Source organism: Micrococcaceae bacterium Sec5.7 (genome assembly GCA_039636785.1).
GTDB lineage: Bacteria > Actinomycetota > Actinomycetes > Actinomycetales > Micrococcaceae > Arthrobacter.
In genome coordinates this window covers 2,021,731-2,045,262 of sequence record CP144169.1, presented here as the reverse complement: position 1 = coordinate 2,045,262, position 23,532 = coordinate 2,021,731, and the positions used below count along the sequence as shown (strand labels likewise).

General features: G+C 62.7%; 21 protein-coding genes. 13 read left to right on the top strand and 8 right to left on the bottom strand.

Annotated features, from left to right (window positions below; all coding sequences use genetic code 11):
* Window positions 1-21: 21 nt before the first annotated feature.
* Both V3C33_09775 and V3C33_09770 read left to right on the top strand, forming a co-directional pair.
* A complete protein-coding gene (locus V3C33_09775; protein ID XAS69506.1) occupies window positions 22-1,155 on the top strand; it encodes a methyltransferase in 1,134 nt (377 codons plus the stop codon).
* A 181-nt stretch (window positions 1,156-1,336) separates the two neighbouring features.
* Window positions 1,337-2,539: an ROK family transcriptional regulator gene (locus V3C33_09770; protein ID XAS69505.1), complete on the top strand. Its 1,203-nt coding sequence runs from the start codon at window positions 1,337-1,339 to the stop codon at window positions 2,537-2,539.
* A gap of 10 nt (window positions 2,540-2,549) precedes the next feature.
* Here V3C33_09770 and V3C33_09765 read toward each other — a convergent pair whose 3' ends face one another.
* Window positions 2,550-2,747, bottom strand: a complete 198-nt coding sequence (locus tag V3C33_09765) for a hypothetical protein (GenBank protein XAS69504.1) — start codon at window positions 2,745-2,747, stop codon at window positions 2,550-2,552.
* A gap of 486 nt (window positions 2,748-3,233) precedes the next feature.
* On the opposite strand from V3C33_09765, the gene V3C33_09760 reads away from it, so the two are divergent.
* Both V3C33_09760 and metE read left to right on the top strand, forming a co-directional pair.
* Complete coding sequence (locus V3C33_09760; GenBank protein XAS69503.1) at window positions 3,234-4,202, top strand: methylenetetrahydrofolate reductase; 969 nt, start codon at window positions 3,234-3,236, stop codon at window positions 4,200-4,202.
* A 71-nt stretch (window positions 4,203-4,273) separates the two neighbouring features.
* Window positions 4,274-6,610: a 5-methyltetrahydropteroyltriglutamate--homocysteine S-methyltransferase gene (gene metE / locus V3C33_09755; protein XAS69502.1), complete on the top strand. Its 2,337-nt coding sequence runs from the start codon at window positions 4,274-4,276 to the stop codon at window positions 6,608-6,610.
* A gap of 73 nt (window positions 6,611-6,683) precedes the next feature.
* Here the strand turns inward: metE and V3C33_09750 are convergent, their stop codons facing one another.
* A complete protein-coding gene (locus V3C33_09750; protein ID XAS69501.1) occupies window positions 6,684-7,190 on the bottom strand; it encodes a DUF2004 domain-containing protein in 507 nt (168 codons plus the stop codon).
* 117 nt (window positions 7,191-7,307) lie between these two features.
* On the opposite strand from V3C33_09750, the gene V3C33_09745 reads away from it, so the two are divergent.
* Complete coding sequence (locus V3C33_09745) at window positions 7,308-8,705, top strand: aldehyde dehydrogenase family protein (protein XAS69500.1); 1,398 nt, start codon at window positions 7,308-7,310, stop codon at window positions 8,703-8,705.
* Window positions 8,706-8,722: 17 nt separating this feature from the next.
* Here V3C33_09745 and V3C33_09740 read toward each other — a convergent pair whose 3' ends face one another.
* Window positions 8,723-9,643, bottom strand: coding sequence for a LysR family transcriptional regulator (locus V3C33_09740; protein XAS69499.1), 921 nt, complete (start codon window positions 9,641-9,643; stop codon window positions 8,723-8,725).
* Between the two features lie 538 nt (window positions 9,644-10,181).
* Between V3C33_09740 and nrdH the strand changes: the two genes are divergently transcribed.
* Genes nrdH through nrdF form a run of 5 tightly spaced genes read left to right on the top strand, consistent with a single transcriptional unit; the run spans window position 10,182 to window position 14,918 of the window.
* Window positions 10,182-10,427: a glutaredoxin-like protein NrdH gene (nrdH, locus tag V3C33_09735; protein ID XAS69498.1), complete on the top strand. Its 246-nt coding sequence runs from the start codon at window positions 10,182-10,184 to the stop codon at window positions 10,425-10,427.
* A 55-nt stretch (window positions 10,428-10,482) separates the two neighbouring features.
* Window positions 10,483-10,956, top strand: a complete 474-nt coding sequence (gene nrdI, locus V3C33_09730; protein XAS69497.1) for a class Ib ribonucleoside-diphosphate reductase assembly flavoprotein NrdI — start codon at window positions 10,483-10,485, stop codon at window positions 10,954-10,956.
* A 53-nt stretch (window positions 10,957-11,009) separates the two neighbouring features.
* Window positions 11,010-13,130, top strand: a complete 2,121-nt coding sequence (gene nrdE / locus V3C33_09725) for a class 1b ribonucleoside-diphosphate reductase subunit alpha (GenBank protein ID XAS69708.1) — start codon at window positions 11,010-11,012, stop codon at window positions 13,128-13,130.
* A gap of 25 nt (window positions 13,131-13,155) precedes the next feature.
* Entirely contained in the window at window positions 13,156-13,947 is a 792-nt protein-coding gene (locus V3C33_09720) for an NUMOD3 domain-containing DNA-binding protein (protein ID XAS69496.1), read from the top strand.
* Window positions 13,944-14,918 (top strand): class 1b ribonucleoside-diphosphate reductase subunit beta, encoded by a 975-nt coding sequence (nrdF, locus tag V3C33_09715; protein ID XAS69495.1) that lies wholly within the window; start codon window positions 13,944-13,946, stop codon window positions 14,916-14,918. Before V3C33_09720 ends, nrdF begins: the two co-directional genes overlap by 4 nt.
* Window positions 14,919-15,528: 610 nt before the next feature.
* Here nrdF and V3C33_09710 read toward each other — a convergent pair.
* The 4 genes from V3C33_09710 to V3C33_09695 form a co-directional block, all read right to left on the bottom strand.
* Window positions 15,529-16,413 carry a hypothetical protein gene (locus V3C33_09710; protein ID XAS69494.1) on the bottom strand — a complete coding sequence of 295 codons (885 nt, stop codon included), beginning with the start codon at window positions 16,411-16,413 and terminating at the stop codon, window positions 15,529-15,531.
* An 88-nt stretch (window positions 16,414-16,501) separates the two neighbouring features.
* Complete coding sequence (locus tag V3C33_09705; GenBank protein XAS69493.1) at window positions 16,502-17,158, bottom strand: response regulator transcription factor; 657 nt, start codon at window positions 17,156-17,158, stop codon at window positions 16,502-16,504.
* On the bottom strand, window positions 17,155-18,414 hold the full coding sequence (locus V3C33_09700) for a histidine kinase (GenBank protein XAS69492.1): 1,260 nt from the start codon (window positions 18,412-18,414) through the stop codon (window positions 17,155-17,157). The genes V3C33_09705 and V3C33_09700 overlap by 4 nt, the downstream gene beginning before the upstream one ends.
* Window positions 18,415-18,638: 224 nt before the next feature.
* The gene (locus V3C33_09695; protein XAS69491.1) at window positions 18,639-20,108 is read right to left on the bottom strand and encodes an MFS transporter; all 1,470 of its coding nucleotides are present in this window, start codon (window positions 20,106-20,108) and stop codon (window positions 18,639-18,641) included.
* Window positions 20,109-20,209: 101 nt separating this feature from the next.
* Between V3C33_09695 and V3C33_09690 the strand changes: the two genes are divergently transcribed.
* Window positions 20,210-20,917 carry a helix-turn-helix domain-containing protein gene (locus tag V3C33_09690; GenBank protein ID XAS69490.1) on the top strand — a complete coding sequence of 236 codons (708 nt, stop codon included), beginning with the start codon at window positions 20,210-20,212 and terminating at the stop codon, window positions 20,915-20,917.
* Window positions 20,918-21,098: 181 nt separating this feature from the next.
* On the opposite strand, the gene V3C33_09685 is transcribed toward V3C33_09690, so the two are convergent.
* On the bottom strand, window positions 21,099-21,836 hold the full coding sequence (locus V3C33_09685) for a WYL domain-containing protein (protein ID XAS69489.1): 738 nt from the start codon (window positions 21,834-21,836) through the stop codon (window positions 21,099-21,101).
* A gap of 49 nt (window positions 21,837-21,885) precedes the next feature.
* Between V3C33_09685 and V3C33_09680 the strand changes: the two genes are divergently transcribed.
* Together V3C33_09680 and V3C33_09675 are read left to right on the top strand one after the other, a co-directional pair.
* A complete protein-coding gene (locus tag V3C33_09680) occupies window positions 21,886-22,629 on the top strand; it encodes an alpha/beta hydrolase (GenBank protein XAS69488.1) in 744 nt (247 codons plus the stop codon).
* A 188-nt stretch (window positions 22,630-22,817) separates the two neighbouring features.
* Window positions 22,818-23,378 carry a recombinase family protein gene (locus V3C33_09675; protein XAS69487.1) on the top strand — a complete coding sequence of 187 codons (561 nt, stop codon included), beginning with the start codon at window positions 22,818-22,820 and terminating at the stop codon, window positions 23,376-23,378.
* The last annotated feature ends 154 nt before the right edge of the window (window positions 23,379-23,532 follow it).

The following is a 23,532-nucleotide window of genomic DNA, read 5'->3' as shown; positions in this document are numbered from 1 at the left end:
GGAACGGGCGGCAGGAAACACATGGCAGAAAACAGTCTTGAGGAACTCTTCGGCCGGCTGGGGAGGTACCCGGATGTCGAGGCACCGAATCTCCAGGCCTGGGATGCCACGGATAAACTCCTGATCGACACTGCCGCCGGCATCCTCACTGAGGAAAACGACGTGGCCGTGATCGGCGACCGTTACGGTGCGCTGTCGCTGGGCCTGCTGGCCGGCCCGCGACTCAGTAGAGTCCGGGTCCATCAGGATCTCATCACGGGGGAACGGGCTCTCCGGAACAATGCCGACAAGCTGGGCATCACCGGCGGATATCAGCAGCTGCCCCTCGGCCCGGAACTGCTGGCGGGAGCTGACGCCGTGCTGCTTCAGCTGCCCAAAACTCTGGCTGAACTGGAGGAAACCGTCGACGCCGTTGCGCGCTATGCTGCGCCGGAAGCACGGTTGCTGGCCGGTGGCCGGGTCAAGCACATGTCCCTTGGTATGAACGCCGTGCTGGAACGGTATTTTGGCAGCGTCCAACCGCAGCTGGCCCGGCAGAAATCCCGGCTCATCCTGGCCGGCCAACCCAAGTCCCCGGGCAACACACCGCCTTTTCCGGTGACTGAGTTCAATGCCGGGCTTGACCTCCACGTGGCCGCACACGGCGCCGTCTTTGCCGGCACCAAACTGGATATCGGGACCAGATTTCTGCTGGCGTTCCTGCCGGACATGCCCCGTGCCAGGCACGCCGTGGATCTGGGCTGCGGCACGGGCATTCTTGCCGCAATGTATGCGCGACGTAACCCGGAGGCCATGGTGACGGCCACAGACCAGTCAGCTGCCGCCGTCGAATCCGCCCGTGGCACGGCAACAGCGAACGGCCTCGCGGACCGGGTCACCGTGGTCCAGGACGACGCCATGGGCTCCTTCCCGGAGGGAAGCGCGGACCTCATCCTGCTGAACCCGCCGTTCCACCTCGGTGCCAGTGTGCACGCCGGCGCCGGGATCAAGATGTTCGAGGCCGCCGCCAGGGTGCTGGCACCGGGGGGTGAACTGTGGACGGTGTTCAACAGCCACCTGCACTACGGTGCGGCGCTGGAACGGCTGGTTGGACCCACCCGGATCAAGGGTAAAAACCCCAAATTCACCGTTGCCGTCAGCGTCAGGCGCGCCTGACGGGTGAGTGCCGGAGTCGCTATGTACATCGACTCGCGGTCAACTGCGTGTGTGGGTGTACCCCGCAGCCAAGGGGTAACGTACGATGCAGACATCATTAGTGCTTAGCCAAAGACGTTTAGGGGAATCCGTGACCGCGATCCGCCAGCCCTCACCGAGGCGCGGAACAAATCTGCCACGCATGGGCGACTTTAATCTCACGGTAATTCTTGATGCCATCAGGCGGTCATCCGGAGGCCTCAGCAGGGTGGAGCTGGCTCAGATTGTGGGGTTGTCGCCACAGACGATTTCCAACATCTCCCGCCGGCTGCTGGACCAGCATCTCATTGTCGAAGCAGGGAAAGAGGGGAGCGGTCCCGGAAAGCCACGGACTATCCTCAGGCTGAACCCCGCCGGAATGTACGCCGTCGGCGTCCATCTGGACCCGGCCGTCACCACGTTTGTGGTGCTGGACCTTGTGGGCGCGGTGGTCCGTCATTCCCGGATCAATACTCCGGGTGGGAACGATCCCCAGGCCGTCATCTCCACCATCGCAGAGGAAATCAAACAGCTGGTGGACGATTCCGGCGTCGACAAGGAGAAGATTGCGGGCCTGGGTGTCGCGGCACCCGGTCCGATCGACCTTGATCAGGGCACGGTATTGGACCCGCCGCTGCTCCTCGGCTGGGACCGTGTGCCGCTCCGCGATGCGCTGGCCGAAGCAACCGGGATGTCCACGCTCGTGGACAAGGACGTCACCAGTGCGGCCGTGGCCGAAACCTGGGCCGGCGGCCCCAGCGGGTCCGGCAGTTTTGTGTTTATGTACATGGGCACCGGTATCGGCTGCGGGATAGTCCTCAACGACGAAGTGGTGCGCGGAACATCAGGGAATGCCGGGGAGATCGGACACATCGTGGTTGACCCTGATGGGCCGCCGTGCGACTGCGGCCTGCGCGGCTGCGTGAAGTCTTCGTGCATTCCCCAGGTTCTGGTGGCCGAAGCCCAGGAAGCCGGAGTCTTGGACGGGAACGGAAAACTTACCGGGGGCCCGGCCGTCCAGCAGGGTTTCGCACTTCTCTGCGCGGCGGCTGACGCCGGCGACAAGAAGGCGGCCGAGATCATCGACAAGTCTGCAGTGCTGGTGGCGCGTGCGGTTTCCGTGGTCACCAACACGCTGGATGTGGAACGTGTGGTGTTCGGCGGACCATTCTGGACGGGCCTCGCAGAGCGCTACCTGAACCGGATCCCCGGGCTACTCGCGGAGAACAGCGCCGCACGGAAGATCCACTCCATTGAGGTTGTGGGTACCGGCGTCGGAGAAGATGTGGGCGCCATCGGGGCTGCGTGTCTGGTTCTTGAGCACACGCTTGCGCCGCGCGCCCAAAGGCTCCTGCTGGAGGGCTGACGGTCAGGCCTCAGTCGATGTCTTCCACCACGGTGCCGAAAGGAATACCGTCATCGAGATGTGCCTGATGCCCGTGCGGGAGGAGCAGGACCCGGACACCGTGGGTCTGGTCCGCCGCCGACTGCAGCAGGATCGGCCGGACAGTGTTGATGAAACTCTCGCTCTTGCCGGCGAGGTACTCCTGGTAACTGGCTGGAAGCTGACTCATGCCATCAGGATAGACCCGTGCGGACCGGATGGGGAGGGCTCGCCATTGCGGAGTTCCCCGGCGCGGGCACAACACGTCATGGCCAACATCACCCGCAGCTTCGACGCCAAGGTGGTGGGACTGGTGACTCCACCGGCGAACAATATTCTGTGCGCATGCGAAATACTGCGTAAAGCTGCGTCTTAATTCGGCGGCCGACTTGAACGCTCCCGCGGCGGCTTCTAGAGTTCTATACAAGTTACCGAGGTAACGTGTCAGCGATCCTCCGCTGTGGATCTGCCGTAATGGCAGCCAGGAGGGTGTGGGTGCCCCCATGTGGGTCTGACATTTGCTCACGGACAACTTCATTTCAGGCGTACCAGTCGCGGCTGCGTCCTGCTGGAGTTCTATCCGTGATCCCCAAACTCAATTCATTGACGGCACAACTGTCACTGGTCCTTCCGGGCAGGTGCAGGCGCCGCCAATGGCTCAAAGCCAAGGACGCAAATGTCACCGCCAAGTCTTATCGAGACACATCCGAATCTTTCCGGCACAGCTCCCGTTGCTCTGTCCTACGAGCTGTTTCCGCCCCGTTCGCCGAAGGCTGCCGAGTCACTCTGGACCACCATCGGCGAGCTCGAATCCACGGACCCGGACTATGTCTCCGTCACATACGGAGCCAGCGGCTCCAACCGGGACACCGCCGTCGAACTTATCAACCGGCTTCTGCTGGAGACCACCCTCCGGCCGCTGGCGCACCTGACGTGCGTCGGCAACACCCCCCAGGAGCTCGCCGAGATCATCGGTGAACTCCTGGACCACGGGGTCCGCGGGATCCTGGCCCTCCGGGGAGACCAGCCCAAGGACGGCGGCGAACCCGTCAGCGGATCGCTGCGCTACGCCCAGGACCTGATCGAGCTGATCAGGCGGGTTGAACTGCGGCGTTCGGCACTGCTTGGCGCCGGCAAGGTTGCCGTGGGTGTGGCTGCCTACCCCACCAAGCATCCCGAATCGCCCAGCGAAGCCCACGACATCGAGGTGCTGCTGGCAAAACAGCGCTCCGGTGCCGACTTCGCCATCACGCAGGTCTTCTTCCGCACGGGGCAGTACGCGGACCTCATCACCAGGGCGCGCCGGGCCGGCGTCACCATTCCCATCGTTCCGGGCGTGATGCCGCTGACCAGCGTCCGGCGCCTCAAGCGTCTTGGCGAGCTGACCGGCGTCGAACCTGTGCCGGAGCTCCTGGAGCAGCTGGCAGCTGCCGATACTGAGGCCGAGCGGCTGCGGATCGGCGTCCGCGCCACGGTGGATCTGGCCAACGCCGCCCTTGACGCCGGAGCCCCTGGCATTCACCTGTACACCTTCAACGAACACGCCCACGCGCTGGAAGTACTGGACAAACTGGCGCTGCCTCGGCCGGCGCGCTCCGTCAGCCGGCTCAACGCCATCGCGCGCCGCCAGGTCCTTGCCAGCTGAGAATCCTCGCAAGCTGACCGCACCCCAAGACATCCGCCCCAGCTTTTCACCAACCATTTCAAGGAACTCCAATGACTGAACAGAACATCACAACGCCGTTCCCGTCCGCCTCGATCCTGGGCTACCCCCGCATCGGCCGCCGCCGCGAACTGAAGAAGGCCATCGAGGCCTACTGGGCCGGCAAGATCGACGCCGCCGCCCTGGACGCCGCCGCCAAGGAAATCCAGCTGGGCACGGCCAAGCGGCTGCAGACCCTGGGCCTCACCGAAGCTGCTGCCGTTCCGGGCACGTTTTCCTTCTACGACCAGGTGCTCGACGCCGCCGCCCACCTCGGCGCTGTTCCAGCCCGTTTCGGCCCGCTTCTCAATGCCGAGGGCCAGCTGGACATCGACGGCTACTTCACCCTTGCCCGCGGCAACACGGAACAGCAGCCGCTGGAAATGACCAAGTGGTTCGACACCAACTACCACTACCTGGTGCCGGAAATCGGCCCGGAGACCAGCTTCTCGCTCACCTCCAACCGCATTGTTGAAGAGTTCGAGTTCGCGCTGGCCAACGGAGTGGAAACCCGCCCGTACATGGTTGGCCCGGTGACGTTCCTGCTGCTGAGCAAGGCTTCCGACGACGCACCGGCCGGCTTCAGCCCGCTGTCCCGCCTCGAAGACGTGCTCCCGGTGTACACCGCTCTGCTGGAGAAGCTGGCCGCCGCCGGTGCCAGCTGGGTCCAGCTGGACGAGCCTGCCCTGGTGGTTGACCAGGACACCTCTGCTGAGGAGATCCAGGCAGCCGTTGCCCGCTCCTACGAGGTTCTGTCTTCCACGGCCGCCCGCCCGCAGCTGTTCGTTTCCACCCCTTACGGCGCACTGGACGGCCAGCTCGGCACCCTTGCCGCCACCGGCATCGACGCGCTTCACCTCGACGTCTTCAAGGGCGCGGTTCCGTCGGCCGCCGCCCTTGCTGCACTCGGCAACAAGACTCTCGTTGCCGGCGTCGTTGACGGCCACAACATCTGGCTCAACGATCTCCAGGCCTCCGCGCACAAGATCGCCGAGCTGAAGAAGAGCGTGGCCAAGCTGGCCATCAGCACCTCCACCTCCACGCAGCACGTCCCGCACGACGTCGACGAGGAAGTCCAGCTTTCCGAGCAGCTGCGCAGCTGGCTGGCATTTGCTGACCAGAAGACCGTTGAAGTCGTCACCCTTGCGGGCCTGCTGACCGATGCAGCCTCCGTCCAGCCGGCCATCGACGAGGCCACCCGCATCATCGCTTCCCGTGCAGCGGCCGAAGGTGTGCAGCGGGCCGAAGTCCGTGCCCGCATAGCAGCCCTGGCTCCCGCCGACTTCAACCGCTCCGAATACACGGTGCGCGCCGCAGCCCAGGAAAAGGCGCTGGTACTCCCGCCGCTTCCCACCACCACCATCGGTTCCTTCCCGCAGACCGGTGAAATCCGCACCGCCCGTGCCCGCGCCAACAAGGGCGATCTCACCATCGAGCAGTACGAGCAGCTCATGAAGGACGAGATCAAGCGCGTTGTTGAGCTGCAGGAAGAGCTCGGCTTCGACGTCCTGGTGCACGGCGAGCCCGAGCGCAACGACATGGTCCAGTACTTCGCCGAGAACCTCGAAGGCTTCGACGTCACGGTCCACGGCTGGGTCCAGTCCTACGGCTCGCGCTGCACCCGGCCCTCGATCCTGTGGGGCGATGTCACCCGCAGCGCCCCCATCACCGTGGCCTGGGCAGAGTACGCGCAGTCCCTGACCGCCAAGCCGATGAAGGGCATGCTGACCGGTCCGGTCACCATCCTGGCCTGGTCCTTCGTCCGCGATGACCAGCCGCTGGGCGAGACCGCCAACCAGGTTGCCCTGGCCCTGCGCGACGAGATCGCTGACCTCGAAGCCGCCGGGATCAAGGTCATCCAGGTGGACGAGCCCGCACTCCGCGAGCTCCTTCCGCTGCGCAAGGCAGACCAGGCCGCGTACCTGGACTGGTCCGTGAACTCGTTCCGCCTCTCCACCGCCGGCGCGGCTGACGCAACCCAGATCCACACCCACCTGTGCTACTCCGAGTTTGGCGCCATCATCGACGCGATCGACGGACTCGATGCCGACGTCACCTCGATCGAAGCCGCACGTTCACGCATGGAGGTTGTCCATGACCTCGAGTCGCACGGCTTCGGCCGCGGCGTGGGCCCGGGCGTCTACGACATCCACTCTCCCCGCGTACCGGGCGAGCAGGAAGTCACCGAGCTGCTCAGCACCGCCGTGAAGCATGTGCCGTCCCGCCAGCTCTGGGTCAACCCGGACTGCGGCCTGAAGACCCGGGGCTACGCCGAGACCGAAGAGTCGCTGCGCAACCTGGTTGCGGCCACCAAGACAGTACGCGCGGAGCTGCTGGAAGCTGCCAAGTAACTAACTAAGCAATTACGACGGCGGGCGGTCACCCCAGAGGTGACCCCCCGCCGTCGGACGTTAAGCAGGGAGTTCAGGACTCCCAGACGATTTCGTCGTCCACCACGCCGTCTTCATCGGCGGAGGCCACGAGAACTTCGTCGGTGAAATGCGCGCCGAGTGTGAAGTCCAGGACGAAATAGCGCTCCGGCTGGCCGGGATAGATACCCACATGGCCGAGTTTGAGTGCCTTGAGGAAGACCGCGTTGGTGAGCTGGCTCTTATCCGAGACACCGAACACCTTTTGCAGATGCTCCTCTTTGAGCGCGTTGCAGTGGAAGCGGAGGTATTCCTGGGGGCTCGTGCCCTCCTGCTCCAGTTCTTCGGCGATCATGTCGCGGACCTGGTCAACCAGCTCGGGCAGGTAGCGCAACCGGTAATCAACCTTGTGCATGGCCGCTTCATCGAAATGATCATGCGCGTTGATATTCAGGTCAAGCTCAAGGCTGTGGCCCGCCAGCTCGTGCGAAGTGGCGAAGTTGTGGTCCCGGCCGTGGTTGAGCTGGATCTCTCCAAAGTGCTGACTCGCTACCTTGTTCATATCTTCAACATAGTCCTCAAATGCGGTCCATTCCAGCATCACGGATTAATTGGCGGGCCGGATTTGTTTACCTGGTACGGCGCCCGGCCCGCGGCAGTGCGCCGGTACATTGGGGGAATGCTTACAGTCAGTGCCTCCGTAGCCCGGGCCCGCGAAGTCTTTAACAGCGGCAGCACCCGTCCGCTGGCGTGGCGGCTGGAGCGGCTTGGGAGTCTGCGCCGGATGCTGATTGAACGGCGCGCCGAGTTCGCCGGGGCCCTGCACAGTGATCTCGGCAAGCACCGGAGTGAATCGCAACTGATGGAAATTGGGTTTGTCACCTCGGAGGCCGCGCATCTGGAGCGGCATCTGGAGTCCTGGCTGCGCCCACGTCCGGCCGCCGTGCCTCTGGCCGTCCAGCCTGCCAGGGCCTGGACTGAGCTGACTCCGCTGGGCGTTGTCCTGGTGGTGGGGCCCTGGAACTATCCGGTTCAGCTTTTATTGGCACCTCTGGCCGGTGCACTCGCGGCGGGCAACACCGTGGTGCTCAAACCCAGCGAACATGCTCCGGCCACGTCCGCCGCGCTGGCGCGCTGGGTGCCCGAATATCTGGGCGGCGCGGCCGCGGTGGTGCAAGGCGGCATCCCGGAATCCACGGCACTGCTGGCTGAGCACTTCGATCATATCTTCTTCACAGGAGGGCACGCGGCGGCCAAGGCGATCATGCGGGCCGCAGCGGAAACACTGACGCCGGTGACGCTGGAGCTCGGCGGTAAATGCCCGGTTTACGTGGACGGCGCAGCGGACCTCGCCAAGACCGCCAAGCGAATTGCGTGGGGCCGCTTTATGAATGCCGGCCAGACATGTGTGGCGCCGGACCACGTCCTGGCGACCCCCGAGGTGCTTGCGGCACTGGAGCCTGAACTGGTCCGCGCCGTCGGGGAACTGTTCGGCGATGACCCGGCAGCCAGCGAATCGTACGGCCGCATTGTCAACCGGGCCCATTTCGATCGGCTGGCCGGGCTCGCTGACAGCAGCGAAATTGTCCATGGCGGCCAGCGTGACGCGGCCACCCGGTATTTCGCGCCCACCATCGTGCGCGCCGGCCGCGGTGACGCCGTGATGCAGGAGGAGATCTTCGGCCCGTTGCTCCCGCTCGTGGAAATCAGCGGGCGCGACGACGCCATCCGGTTCATCAATGCCGGGCCCAACCCGCTGGCCCTCTACGTGTTCAGCCCGGACGATGAAACCCGGCGGGCGTTCGCAGCCAGGACCTCATCCGGGGCACTCAACTACGGGGTGCCGGCCGCGCATCTTCTGGTGCCGGGACTTCCCTTCGGCGGTGTGGGCGGCAGCGGCATGGGCGCCTACCACGGCGAGCATTCACTCCGGACGTTCTCCCACGAGCGCGCCACGCTGGATAAACCGCTGCGGCCGGACACCCTGGAACTGATCTACCCGCCCTACAACAAAGCCAAAGACCTGTTGATCCGGACGGTCGTGGCACCCGCCGGGAAGCAGCCGCTCGAGCGATGACCTGAACGGGCCGGCGGTCAGTCCTTGCCGGACGAGCCGAGGCCACCCAGGGTGTCGGCCAGCAGCTCCACAAACAACTGCACCCGGGCCGTCTTTTTTTCATTGATCAGCAGCGCAAACACGTTGCGGGCAAGCCGGATTTCCGGAACATCCAGGACCACCACTCCGGCGGGCCGGTTCAGCAGGGCAAGTTCGGGAACCAGCGCTGCACCAAGGCCAGCGGCTGCCATTCCCAGGCTGGCGTGGAAATCGTCGCTGTGGGCCACTACGCGCGGGTGAAGGTTGCAGCTGGCGAAGAGCCGCTCAATCACCGTGGCATCGCTGGTCCCGGGGTGGTGCATGATCCACGGCATGTCGGAGAGATGATCCGCCGCAACCTTGGCATCGGTGCGGATGCCCCATGACGCGGGGAGCACTACCCGGAAATCGTCGTCACCGATCCACTGCCGGTTAATTGTGTGGGGCCATGCCAGGCCGGACTGGCCAACCTGGTAAACCAGCGCAACATCCAGTTCCCCGCCGGTCCGCAAACCCTGAATGGTCTGCGCCGGCTCCGCCACGGATACCCTCAGGTCAATGCCGAGGTTCTTCCAGGCAGCGTTCTGCAGCATCCGTGGAAGTACGTATGTGGCAAGGCTCGGAAAAATACCCAGCCGGAGTTCCTGGCTGGTGGTGTCGTGGGTTTTGGACGCGGCCGCCATCAGCGCTTCGATGTCTGTCAGCACCTTGGCGGCGTGCCGGGTCATGACCATTGCGGCCGCGGTGGGGAGGACGCTCCGGGCCGAGCGCTGGAAGAGGTCCACTCCGGTATCGCGTTCCAGGGCAGACATCTGCTGCGAGACTGCGGACGCCGTATACCCCAGTCTGTTGGCTGCGGCAGCGAAGGAGCCCAGACGTGTGACCTCAAGAAGTGTCCGCAGGTGAACAGGGTTGACCAATAGCTTTCCTTTGCCTCAAGGTGCCGGAACCGCAAGGCACATCAGGGGGAATCCACGGGCAACCCGCGAATCAGCCCACAGTACTCCGGCTGCCGCGGCCAGGAAACTTTTCCAGGTTGCGTTCATCACAAAGAGGGCCCCGAGGATGGCTTCGGGACCCTCTTTATGTGCCGGGGAACACCTCTGCGACACGCCGTCTACAAGGCGACACGCGGAGGATTAATTGTGGCTAAGTAGTCCACAGGCTGTGGATTTCGTCCTTGAAAACGGCGGAAATACGGACATTTTGAAGCACTCTGCCTGTGGATTAAAAGTGTGTTAAATGACATACTTGTAATACATCATCTTGGGGTCCCGCCGAGGCGCTTGCACTACATGTAGTATCAACTTACAGATTGAGCGAGACACCAGCGCAGAACATCAAACTGTATATCGGCTGCGGAAGCAGCCCGCAGGCAGGGCCCGTATCGGACATGGAATCCGGTCCGGAACAGCCCACCTAAGAAGATCGAAGACTTCAACAAAGGGGACAGGGACCATGACCGTTACGGTTTACACGAAGCCGGCCTGTGTTCAGTGCAACGCGACATACCGCGCGCTGGATAAGAAGGGCATTACCTACCAGAGCGTGGACATCTCGCAGGATGCGGATGCACTCGAGCGCCTGAAGGCCCTTGGCTACATGCAGGCTCCCGTAGTGGTTACGGACCAGGACCACTGGTCAGGCTTCCGCCCGGACAAGATCGAGGAACTGGCTCTTTCCGCCGTTTCCTCCGTGGCCTAAGGCCCTCCCTTTTTTCGTCGTCAGGCAAGCAATCAATGCAGGTGAGGTGACTCCCGTGGCAGCACTGGCATTGGCCGATGCTCCCTTTGAGGCGCAGCCCGTCCATACGACGGAAAGCCAGCTCATCTATTTTTCCTCGGCATCCGAGAACACCGGCCGCTTCGTTGAGAAGCTCGGCCGGGACTTGGCCCGGATACCTCTCCATCCTAAGGACGCACCGCTTCTGGCCACCAGGCCGTACGTGTTGGTGGTACCCACCTACGGAGGCACCGGTGGAGAAGGATCGGTTCCGAAGCAGGTCATCAAATTTCTCAACAACCCGCAGAACAGGAAACTGATCCGCGGCGTGATTGGCGCAGGCAACACGAATTTCGGGGACAACTACTGCATGGCGGGCGATATCATCGCCTTCAAATGCCAGGTCCCGCATCTATATCGTTTCGAACTCATGGGGACGCCAGAAGACGTTCTCCTGGTAAATCAAGGATTGGACAAGTTTTGGACACGACTGTCGCAGACACAGAAGTAACCAGGGCCGAGGGCAAGGGCTCCAGCGTGGGCACCGCCGTCGAGAAGCCCGAGATGCCGGCTGCCTACAAGGGGCTGGGGTATCACGAGCTCAACGCGATGCTGAACCTCTACGGTCCCAACGGCGAAATCCAGTTCGACGCCGACCGCGAGGCGGCCCACCAGTACTTCCTGCAGCACGTGAACAACAACACGGTGTTCTTCCACGATCTGGAAGAGAAGCTCGATTACCTCGTCAAGAACGAGTACTACGAGCGCGAAACCCTCGACCAGTACACGATGAACTTCATCCGCGAGCTTTACAACCGCGCGTACAAAAAGAAGTTCCGCTTCGAGACCTTCCTGGGCGCCTTCAAGTTCTACACCTCGTACACGCTGAAGACGTTCGACGGCAAGCGCTTCCTGGAGCGCTACGAGGACCGCGTCTGCATGGTGGCCCTGCACCTGGCGCGCGGCGACGAGCAGCTTGCGCTGCAGATGGTGGACGAGATCATCGAGGGCCGTTTCCAGCCGGCCACCCCCACGTTCCTGAACGCCGGCAAGCGCCAGCGCGGCGAGCTGGTCTCTTGCTTCCTGCTCCGCATCGAAGACAACATGGAGTCGATCGGCCGTTCCATCAACTCCGCCCTGCAGCTGTCCAAGCGCGGCGGCGGCGTGGCCTTTGCGCTGACCAACATCCGCGAGGTCGGTGCGCCGATCAAGCAGATCGAAAACCAGTCCTCCGGCGTCATCCCCGTGATGAAACTGCTCGAGGACAGCTTCTCCTACGCCAACCAGCTCGGTGCCCGCCAGGGTGCCGGTGCGGTCTACCTGCACGCGCACCACCCGGACATCTACCGCTTCCTCGATACCAAGCGGGAGAACGCGGACGAGAAGGTACGCATCAAGACCCTTTCGCTCGGCGTCGTGATTCCGGACATCACCTTTGAGCTGGCCAAGCGGGATGAGGACATGTACCTGTTCTCGCCGTACGACGTCGAACGCGTCTACGGGATGCCGTTCTCCGACGTCTCGGTCACCGAGAAGTACTACGAGATGGTGGACGATTCCCGGATCAAGAAGACCAAGATCAAGGCGCGCGAGTTCTTCCAGACCCTCGCCGAGATCCAGTTCGAATCCGGCTACCCGTACATCATGTTCGAGGACACCGTGAACCGGGAAAACCCGATCGACGGCAAGATCATCATGTCCAACCTGTGCTCCGAGATCCTCCAGGTCAGCCAGCCCACGACGTACCACGATGACCTGTCCTACGACCAGACCGGCAAGGACATCTCCTGCAACCTGGGCTCGCTGAACATCGCCAAGACCATGGATTCGCCGGACTTCGGGCTGACCATCGAGACGGCCATCCGGGCGCTCTCGGCGGTCTCGGACATGTCCAACATCACCTCGGTGCCCTCCATTGCGCGCGGCAATGACCAGTCGCACGCCATCGGCCTGGGCCAGATGAACCTGCACGGCTACCTGGCCCGCGAGCGGGTCCACTACGGCTCCGAAGAGGGCCTGGACTTCACCAACATCTACTTCTACTCGGTGGTTTACCACGCAGTCCGCGCCTCCAACCAGCTGGCCATCAAGACAGGCCAGACCTTCGGCGGCTTCGAGAAGTCCAAGTATGCAACCGGTGAGTTCTTCGAGAAGTACATCGCGGAGGAATGGGTTCCCCAGACCGAGAAGGTTGCGGAGCTGTTCAAGAACATCCACATCCCCACGCAGGCTGACTGGCAGGAGCTGAAGGCTTCCGTCATGGAGCACGGCATCTACAACCAGAACCTGCAGGCCGTTCCGCCCACGGGTTCCATCAGCTACATCAACAACTCCACCTCCTCGATCCACCCGGTGGCGTCCAAGATCGAGATCCGCAAGGAAGGCAAGCTGGGCCGCGTCTATTACCCGGCGCCGTACCTGACCAACGACAACCTGGAGTATTACCAGGACGCGTACGAGCTGGGCTACGAGAAGGTCATCGACACGTACGCCGCTGCCACCCAGCACGTGGACCAGGGCCTGTCCCTGACGCTGTTCTTCAAGGACACCGCCACCACCCGCGATATCAACAAGGCCCAGATCTACGCCTGGCGCAAGGGTATCAAGACCATCTACTACATCCGTCTCCGCCAGCTCGCGCTGGAAGGGACTGAGGTGGACAATTGTGTTTCTTGTATGCTATGAAACCGAAATCGGTTGATTTTAGGAAATGACTGAAATGATGGAAACGACGACGGCGACGGGCGGGTTGGTCTACGGCATCCGGCTTAGGCAGGAAGTCGAGTACCGCTACGTCGGTATAACGACCAAGACGGCCAGCCGTCGTTTCCATCAGCACCTCCGCGTGGCTGCGGAAGGGCGGAAGACGCCCTTCTACGATTGGGTCCGAAAGCAGAACCCGGATGATCTCATTCCGGATGAATTGGACTGGATCGAAGGGTTGCCCGAGCTGGGACAGGCCGAGGTCGAGTGGATCAGTTATTTGCGACGCGAAGGGGACCGTCTGCTGAACCTTGCGGATGGTGGCTTGGGGCCGACCGGCGTCGTCTGGACGGAAGAACAGCGTGAAGCTGCCTGCATCAGGAACACCGGTCGTAAGGGACTGAGCCGGCCCGGTGCAGCTAACCCGTTCTACGGCGGGAAACACAGTTCTGAGCAGCGAACGAAATGGGCAACGGAACGCAAAGGCATGTACTCCGGTACGGACAACCCGAACTTCGGTAGGTTCGGCGCAGACCACCCGAGCTTTGGACACACTATGAGCGAGGAATCCCGCAGGGCGTTATCCGAAGCACGGAAGGGCGCTGGCAATCCGAACTTCGGGAAGAAGGTGAGCGCCGAAACACGTGCGAAATTGTCAGCTGCTCAAAAAGGCCGGCCCAACCGAGGCGCACACACTAGATATCACACCAAACAGGGCATTGAGTTTGCCGGGTGCAGCTTCTGCATCGAAGACTCAGCCAAACCAAGTCTCTCTTCAGAAAGCGAGTCGGAGTCATGACCGAGAAAGTAAAGCTTCTTAGCCACGTTGAAGCCATCAACTGGAACCGTATCCACGACGACAAGGACGTGGATGTCTGGAACCGTCTGGTCAATAACTTCTGGCTGCCGGAGAAGGTGCCGCTGTCCAACGACATCCAGTCGTGGGCTACGCTGACCCCGGACGAGCAGCAGCTCACCATGCGCGTTTTCACCGGCCTGACCCTGCTGGACACCATCCAGGGCACCGTCGGAGCGGTGTCTTTGATTCCGGACGCCATCACCCCGCATGAAGAGGCTGTCTACACGAACATCGCATTCATGGAGTCCGTGCATGCCAAGAGCTACTCCTCGATCTTCTCCACCCTGTGCTCCACCAAGGAGATCGACGAGGCATTCCGCTGGTCCACCGAGAACGAGAACCTTCAGAAGAAGGCTCAGATCGTCATGGACTACTACCAGGGCGACGACCCCCTGAAGCGCAAGGTGGCTTCGACGCTGCTGGAGAGCTTCCTGTTCTATTCGGGCTTCTACCTGCCCATGTACTGGTCCTCACGGGCCAAGCTGACGAACACCGCCGACCTGATCCGCCTGATCATCCGCGATGAGGCCGTTCACGGATACTACATCGGCTACAAGTTCCAGAAGGGCCTCGAGAAGCTTTCCGAGGAGCGCAAGCAGGAGATCAAGGACTACACCTTCGAGCTGCTGTTCGAGCTGTACGAAAACGAAGTCCAGTACACGCACGATCTTTACGATGCCGTGGGCCTGGCCGAGGACGTCAAAAAGTTCCTGCACTACAACGCCAACAAGGCGCTGATGAACCTGGGCTACGAGGCCATGTTCCCGGCTTCCGTCACCGATGTGAACCCGGCTATCCTCTCGGCGCTGTCACCGAACGCTGACGAGAACCACGACTTCTTCTCGGGGTCCGGTTCCTCTTACGTGATTGGCAAGGCTGTCAATACTGAGGATGACGACTGGGACTTCTAGACTTTTGTGAGATCGGAAGCTAGTTGGCGGTTTGACCGTTAGTTGGCGAAACGGGACGGAAAAGTTGGCGAAGACTGGCCTAGTTGGCGGCTCGGTGTGAGTTGACGACCTAGTTGGCACAACTGACAAGTTAGTTGGCACCGTGACATACAGCGTGGTGACAATGTCAACTTGGTTCAGAACCACTGAGACGGCTTGAACCAAGCCCACCCGCGACCCTGCTCCAGCGGCAGGATCGCACCGCCGTTTGGCGCCGGCGTCCTTCACGGGAAAGGAGCAGGACTTGGTAGAGAGGCCGCTCACCCCCAATAGTGACCGGCCGTCTCGGCCTGTAAGCTGCGGACGGTGACCTGATTTTCGGGGTGCGGCCGTGTCCCGAGGTCTGGAATGTCGGATACGCCTGGGCGGCCATCTTGGACGTCAAAGCTTAGGGCGCGGAGTTCACCACGGACGTCCGCACTGACGTCCACGACACGACCGTTCCGGCGGGGGAACCAGGGAAATCTTTCTGCAGCAGCGCAGTACCACCGGCAATCAATCGGAACGTGTCTAACGGCGTCCTGTCACCCCCGATGCTGACAGGACGCCGCCGGCTTTCCGCCATACCCCACTATTTCGATGCAGTGGCCTCGGCCTCCAAGGTTGCTGCGTTGGCGTCAGCGGTGCGGCGGATCTCTTTGACCTTCGCGATTTGCGGGGCCAGTTCCTGCATGCGGGTTGTCAGGTATTTGTCCAGGACTTTGTCCAGCGTGGGGTGGAACCCGGTCTTGTCCCGGCAGACTGCGTCGGTCACGGCGATTCTGAACTCTTCCTGACCCCCCGCCGCCTTTCCCGCATCGGCGGCCTGCTGCGGGTTCGCGAGGGAGGAGTAGGGGGTTTCTTTCATGCAGGCCGCCCAGTCACTGATGGCTTTGGCAATTCCCGCGTCACCGGAAGCGGACAGGCTCGCGGGGAAGAACGAGTTGTAGGCGATTCCGGTGGCGAGCATGTAATTTTCAGCGCTGCCGTAAATCTGAGTCATAGCCTCGCCGCGGCACCCGCCGGAGGAGGTTCCCATACCGCCCACCGTGGTCGTTGACGAGGTGTCGCCAGGCCCGGTGAGTGCCGTGGTGAAGGCCGGATCGGCGAAGAGTTTGCCGTCCGCGGACTCGGGAGCCGGCTCGCGGGGTCCTTGCGGCCCGGTGCTGGCGTAGCCGCTGGCTTTGGCGGCCTCGACCGAGAGCCGTTTGAATCCAATGGCTCCGCTGAGGTCCAGTGTCATGACGGAGCTGGGCGGCGTGTAGTCGAAGCCGGCCTTGGCCATGCAGAGCCGGACGGCCTCCTGCATGCCCTTTTCGGCGATCGGATCGGCTGATGCGTAGGCCTCTGCCTGGCGCATGATCCCTGGGACGGGCTCGGGGGACGCGGTAACTGACGCGGCCGGGATCGCGGCCGCGGCCAGCGCGGCGCCGGTGCCGACGATCAGGACGGCGGCGCCGAAAATCTTCTTCTTCATGGTGGCTCCTTAGCTTGTTTTGGACAATGCGGTGGCTGGCCTTCGCTGTTCGTGAAGGCCTCTGCGTGTGGGACGGATTTGTTGGGGGCTAGTTGAGGACGTTGTTTTCGTAGGCGAAGGCGACGAGCTGTATGCGGTTCTTCAGTTTGAGTTTCGCCAGGATGCTGCCGACGTGGGATTTCACGGTGGCTTCGCTGAGCACCAGTGACGCGGCGATTTCGGCGTTTCCCAGTCCTTTGGCAGTCAGGAGAAACACGTCGCGTTCCCTCCCGGACAGGTCTGCCAGTGCGGCATCGTTCCCGGAAGAGGGCGTGGTGTAGTCGCGCAGGAGTTCGTTGGTGATGGCCGGGGCGATGACCGAATGGCCCGAGTGCACCGTTCGGATGGCGGCCAGCAGGAAGTCGGGCGTGGTGTCTTTGGTCAGGAAACCTGCCGCGCCGGCCTGGATGGCCCGGACAACGGCTTCGTCATGCTGGATGGTGGTCAGAACGATAATCTTCGTCGCTGCCCCGGAGTGCCCTTCCAGGATCGTTCTTGTGGCCGTGATTCCATCCATGACAGGCATCCGGATGTCCATCAGGAGTACATCGGGGCGTGTCTCCTGGACGAGTTCGACGGCGGCCTCTCCGTTGGCGGCTTCGCCGACCAGATCCATATCCGTCTGGCTGCGCAGGATCATTTTGAGTCCTGCACTGAACAACGGCTGGTCGTCGGCCAGAGCAATGCGGATGGGCGCTGCGGTCATGGCTTTGCTCCTTCCAACGCGGGGAAGCGCTGCTTGGAAGGAGTCGCCGCTGTGTGCTGGTCGGGAGCTGTCCATGGGAGGAAAGCCAGCAGCTCGAAGGATTCTTCAGCCTGGATCGTTTCGACCCAGCCGCCGGCCGCTGCGGCGCGGGCCTTCATCCCTGCTATTCCGCGACCCGACGGGGTTGTGCCCGGTGTCGCGGCCGGGTTAGTGACGACCGATGAGCGGACGCGGAGCTCCAAGGATGTCCCGGTCCAGACCAGGTGCAGATGCGCGCCTCGGCTCCGGTCACCGTGTTTGAAGGCGTTTGTCAGGCTTTCCTGCGCGAGCCGGTAGACCGTTAGCTGCTGGACTGCGGTCATGTCCCACACCTCGCCCGTCGTCTCGATCGTGACCGGCATGCCGCTGGAGCTCAGCCGTTCGGCAAGAACCACGAGATCTTCAATCTTGTGGGTCGGGTGGTTGCTGATCTCCGTCGAGAAGCCTTCGATCAGCCGGCGCGTTTCGACCAAGGCTGTCCTTGCTGATTCGGCGATGACCTTGGAAGCCTCCTCGACGGATTCCGGTTCTGTGCGGTGAATGAAGCGTATTCCGTCGGCCTGGGCCACGATGACTGTCAGTGAATGAGCCAAGACATCGTGCAGTTCCCTGGCGATTCTGTTGCGTTCCTGTTCGACGGCAAGTTCGGTCGCGGTTTCCCGGAGCCGGGTTTCCGCCGCCAGCTGCGCCCTTCGGCTCCTTGAGACGTTGTTTACCGCCACACCGACGGCCCAGGCGGCGAGGTTCAGGGCGGCGAACGCCCCGAAGATCAGAAAAGCGTAGGTGAGGGTTCGCAATAGTCCCCGACCATACAGCTGGTTGCCGAAGATGAAGTTGATCCAGGTCTGGTCTGTGAACCAGTTGACGGCCGTGATGCCGGCAAAGACGACAGCAGCAACGGGTGCAACCCACCGGTTGCGGGTTTTCCAACCGATGACGGCGAAGAAGATGACCGCAGGAACCGCAGCGTAGCTCAGCACGCCCGACAGAAGGACCAGCGGGAAGACCTTACAGCTCTGCAGGACCAGGGCGACGAAGACCAACCCCAGGGCAGCGGCCGGCAATAGCTCGGCCACAGCGATACCCGTGAGGAGCGCCAACAGCAGTGCGCTGTTCTGGTCGAAATGGCGCTCCTCCAGGACAAGGAGTGTCCCCATGAGCAGCACGGCCATGGCCGGTGCCGCGAGGAGCCTCAGAGACTGGATCGTTTTGAACATGCCTTCACCCTAAGCGGGCTCTCACAACACAGAGACCCATTTCGAGTGAGTTCCAACCCGATGATGAGGAAGTTCCCCCTGAGGGATGACAGGCAGGGGCAGGCGGGTTGATGAAGAGCAGTCCGGGATTGCGTGCTCTCTTGAGCGGCGGCAATCGGATCTTGAGGCAGGCTCACCAGTACCGATGGACCTCAGGGCTCTGCTCGAAGCCGCTTAGGCTCCTACTAGGCTGTTTGCAGGGAAGGCTCGAGGGCGGCGCCCGCCTGAGTGCCCACGCCTGTTTCGGTTTCCGGCTGGCTTGCGGCCAGTTGCGCGGCCAGGCTGCGTGCGCGGTCGCGGGATGGAAGGAGCCAGGCCACCAAGGTGGCAAGGACCAGCACGGACGCACCAACGTAGATGGCAGGAATGGCCGCGTCCACATAGCCCGTGGGAGTAAGTTTGCCCCCGGCTCCGGTGAAGACCGCTGTCAGAACGGCCACACCGAGGGTTACACCGATCTCCCGGAGCGTGGAGTTGGCGCCGCTGGCCTTCGCGTGGTCCTCGGCGCGCATGTTGGCGAGCACCGAGGTAGACATCGGGGCGAAAACCAGGCCCATACCGATTCCCGCCGCTACGAAGCCGGGCACCAAGGTTTCGTACGGGACGGTCGCGGAAAGGACTCCGGCGAGCCAGAACATGCCCGCTGTGAGCAAGGCGAGGCCTGTGATCATGAGGGTCCTGGTGCCGAGCCGCGGTGCCAGCAGGCCTGCCAGCGGTGCCACAAACATGGGAGCCAGCGTCCACGGCATGGTCATGGCACCAGCCGCGAGAGGTCCGTGGCCCTGCACCACCTGCAGGAACTGGATGAGGATGAAGACGGATCCGAAGATCCCGAAGCTGAAGCTCAGGCCGATCAGGTTGGCCACGGTGAAGCTCCGGTCGCGGAAAAGCCGGAGAGGAAGCAGCGGCGCGGCAACTCGGGATTCCCACAGAACGAAGGCGAGCAGCAGGACGCCACCACCGATCAAGGCGCCGAGGACCTCGGCACTGGACCAGCCGGCGTCGTTCCCGCGGACGATGCCGAACACGAGCGCCAGGAGTCCCAGTCCGGAGAGAAGCAGTCCTACGACGTCGGCGCGGACGCGGGCGCCGAAGCTGTTCGGCAGCGCGAAGAGCGCCAGCGGAATGGACAGGATTCCGATGGGCACATTGAGCCAGAAGATCGCTTCCCAGCTCCAGCCCTCCACTACGGCGCCGCCGATCAGGGGTCCAAGGGCCACACCCAGGCCGGAGACACCGCCCCAGATGCCGATGGCGAGCGGACGTAGCTTGTCACTGACCGAACCCACCAGCAGGGTGAGCGAGAGTGGCATGAGTGCCGCTGAGCCGATGCCCTGCACGGCGCGGGCGGCGATGAGCTGCCACGGTTCAGTGCTGAGCGCGGCCGCTCCGGAAGCCAGGGTGAAGATGGTCAGGCCGGCGATGAAGACGTGACGGCGGCCGAAGCGGTCCCCCAGGCCGACAGCCAGCAGCATGAACGCCGCAAAGCTCAGGGAGTAGGCGTTAATGATCCACTGAAGTTCCTCGACGCTCGCGCCGAGGGCCTTGTGCATCACGGGCAGTGCGTTGGTGACCACAAGGTTGTCCAAGGTGGCCATAAAGACAGGCAGGGAGGCCGCCACAATGGCCAACCAGAGAGGAATGGTGCGTTTCATGATGACTCCACGGGTCGCTGAAGGTGCCGCTTTGCGGGGTTGTTGTAATCGAATGATTACCTAAAAAGCAAAGTTAGTTATCGGCTGATAACATGTCAAGTGTGGCGAAGAAAACAGCGGGCACCGGCGCCCCGGAGACGACCTCAACCAGACAGGTAACTGCCGAACGGATTCCCGCGGCGCAGCGGCGCGAACTGATCCTGGAAGCTGCCACTGGCGTCTTCGCCGAGCGCGGCTACGCCGGCTCCACCACGGACCAGGTGGCCAAGGCCGCCGGCATCAGCCAGCCATACGTGGTACGCATGTTCGGAACCAAGGAAACCCTGTTCCTGGAGGCCTTGGACCGTGCGCAAGGCAAGTTACTGCGCGCGTTCCGCGGAGTCATCGCAGCCTACGACGCCGGGGATTCCGCCGAACAACTACAGCATCTTGATCCGGCCCAAGGCAGCGGCCGGCCGGAACAGCTCAAACAGCTCATGGCCATCGCCTACGCGGACCTGGTGGAAGACCGCGGGATCCTGATGATGCTGATGCAGGCCTTCGTGGCAGGTCACGAGCCCGCCATCGGGGCCCGGGCCAGGGAAGGATTCCTGGACATCTACCGCCTCATCCGCGATGAAGCCGGCCTGCTTCCGGAAACCGCCCGCGATTTCCTCGCGCAGGGCATGCTCATGAACACCCTGATCGGCATCCGACTGCCGGAGATCTACGACCAGGACGAGACAGCCGAAGAGTTGCTCGAATGCACGCTTCGGTCCAAGCTGCCCATCGTGCTCAAGGCAAGCAGAGCGCAGCGCCAGGCGGGGTAGGGCCGGGGCTGCGCGTCCGCTGAGACGAATTCTGTGGGGCGGGGAAGGTGCGCTGGCTGCACTTCGGGTCGCGACAGAATTAGCCCGAAATCCTACGCTAAGCGGCAGGCTGGGAAAGCGTGCACGAGCCCGGAACGTAGTGGCGGTTTCCCTGCTGTAACCCGGCAGCGAAGCAATTGGGTCAGCGGTCGGGGCTCGTGCCGTTGTCGTTAGCGGGGATTCGCTGGATGCTCAGCGGTTGCGCGGTAGCGGGTGGGTGGCCGAGGTCGGTGAGTGGGAGATCCTGTGCTGTTTCGGTTGTGAGGGTGGCGTTGACGATTCGGTCGATGCGGAACCAGCGGACGGCGTGGCGGAGCTGGCAGTGGGCGACGAGGTGCCAGTGGTCGTCGGTGCGGGCGAGCAATTGCGGGTCGATGCGTCGAGATGTGACCGTGCCGTTTTTGTCGCGGTAGGAGAGTGTGATAATGCGTCGGTCCTGTATGGCACGTTCGATTGTGGGAAGAACGCGGCCGGTCTGTGTCCGGGTGTCGTCGTCGTTGATCCAGATTCGTGCGGCGAGACGGGCCGATCGGACACGGGCGCTGTCATCCATGACGGCGAGGATCTTGACGAGCGCTGCCTGTCCTTCGGCGTAGAAGGGCTGCCCGCGGTGTGAGGCCAGCGCTGCCGTCAGCGCGGTGGCCTCCGCAGCGGTGATGTTCACCGGCGGCAGTGTTGCGGCGGCGTCGACCACATAGCCGCCGATGCGTCCGAGTCGTGCCCAGACCGGGAAGCCACTGTGCTGGAGCGCGGAGATGTCGCGCTTGACCGTCCGGACGCTGATCTCGAACGCTTCGGCCAACTGCTCTGCGGTTCTTCCCATTCCCCCGGACCTGCGCAATTCCTCCCGAATCGCGTAAAGACGATCGGTTCGATTCATTCTTTAATAGTGCCATAAGGGTGTCATCTTGCTGCTGGACACTGGGACCATGATCACTACTGCAAATACTGAATCGCCCGTCGTCCTCGTCCCCGGCTACTGGTTGGGCTCCTGGGCGTGGGAAACCGTCTCCGAACACCTCCGCCACAAGGGGCACCAAACGTATCCGATAACACTTCCGGGATTGGAGTCCCCCGCGACAGAGCGGGCCGGGATGCGGTTCGCCGACCACGTGAGCGCGGTGAGTGCGTGCGTGCGTGCGGTCGGGGATGCTGTCGTTCTCGTCGCGCACAGCGGAGCCGGGGCGGTCGTGACCGCTGTGCTCGATGCGGTTCCTCACCTCGTTTCGCGCGTGATCTATCTGGACAGCGGTCCGGCGTCGCAGGGTGCTGTTCCGCGGCCCGATGTCGGACCGGATGTGGTCGAGTTGCCACTACCGCCGTTCGCCGAGCTGGAAGCCAGCGGGGCCAGCCTCGATGGGCTGGACGGTGCAACCCTCCAGCGGTTCCGGGACAACGCTGTTCCACATCCTGCCGGAGCAGTTCGCGAGCCCATCCAGCTGGTGAATCCGGCGCGTCATGCCGTGCCAGCGACGATTATCTGCTGCTCGTTTCCCAGCACCACGGTGAAAGAACTCGTCGCCTCCGGCGACCCCATGTTCGCCGCGATAGCAGAACTGCGCGATGTGACCTACCTCGACCTGCCGACCGGGCATTGGCCGATGTGGTCACACCCCGCGGAAACCGCGGACGTTCTCTCTCGTGCCGCCCGCGACCGCACGCGTCTCATATGATCCTTTCCGATAAGTTCGCGTAGCCCGAAGTCCTGCGGGTAAGGGTCTCGTCTGTTTGGGGTATACCCCAGACTGACGTCAGGATATGGACGGCTCCCATGTCAGGCTAGGGTGGGTAACATAATTTCTTGACACATGGATTCCAAAGTCTTAGGGTTCAACCTGACACTCTTCGTTAGGAATGCATCATGGCCGGACAGCGCATCGGATACATCAGGGTCAGCAGCCTGGACCAGAACACTCAGCGCCAGCTCGAGGGTGCTCAGCTGGAGAGGATCTTCACGGACAAGGCCTCGGGCAAGGACACCAAACGCCCCCAGCTCGATGAGCTCCTGCGCTTCATCCGTGACGGCGACACCCTCGTCGTGCACAGCATGGACCGGCTCGCCCGGAACCTGGACGATCTCCGGTCCCTGGTACAGGAGCTCACCAAGAAAGGTGTTCGGATCGAGTTCCTCAAGGAAAACCTGACCTTCACCGGCGAGGACTCACCCTTGGCCAACCTGATGCTCTCCGTCATGGGAGCCTTCGCCGAATTTGAACGGGCACTGATCGGTGAACGCCAGCGCGAAGGCATCACCCTGGCGCAGGCACGCGGAGCATACCGCGGACGCAGGAAAGCACTCTCGCCCGAGAAGGCAAGCGAGCTGCGGAAGCGAGCTGGCGCCGGTGAACAGAAGACGGGCTTGGCCCGCGAATTCGGGATTAGCCGCGAAACCCTCTACCAGTACCTCAAGACAGAGAGCTGAAGGCGGGCGCGATTGGTGCAGGCGGCTTCGGACCAAAATACGCCTGGAGCAGAGGACTTAGGACAAAACAATGTCAACAGTCGTCTGCACCGGAGTATCCATCGCGCATCAGCGGCTGCAGGCGACTTCGGAAACTGACGGTTCACCAGATGGG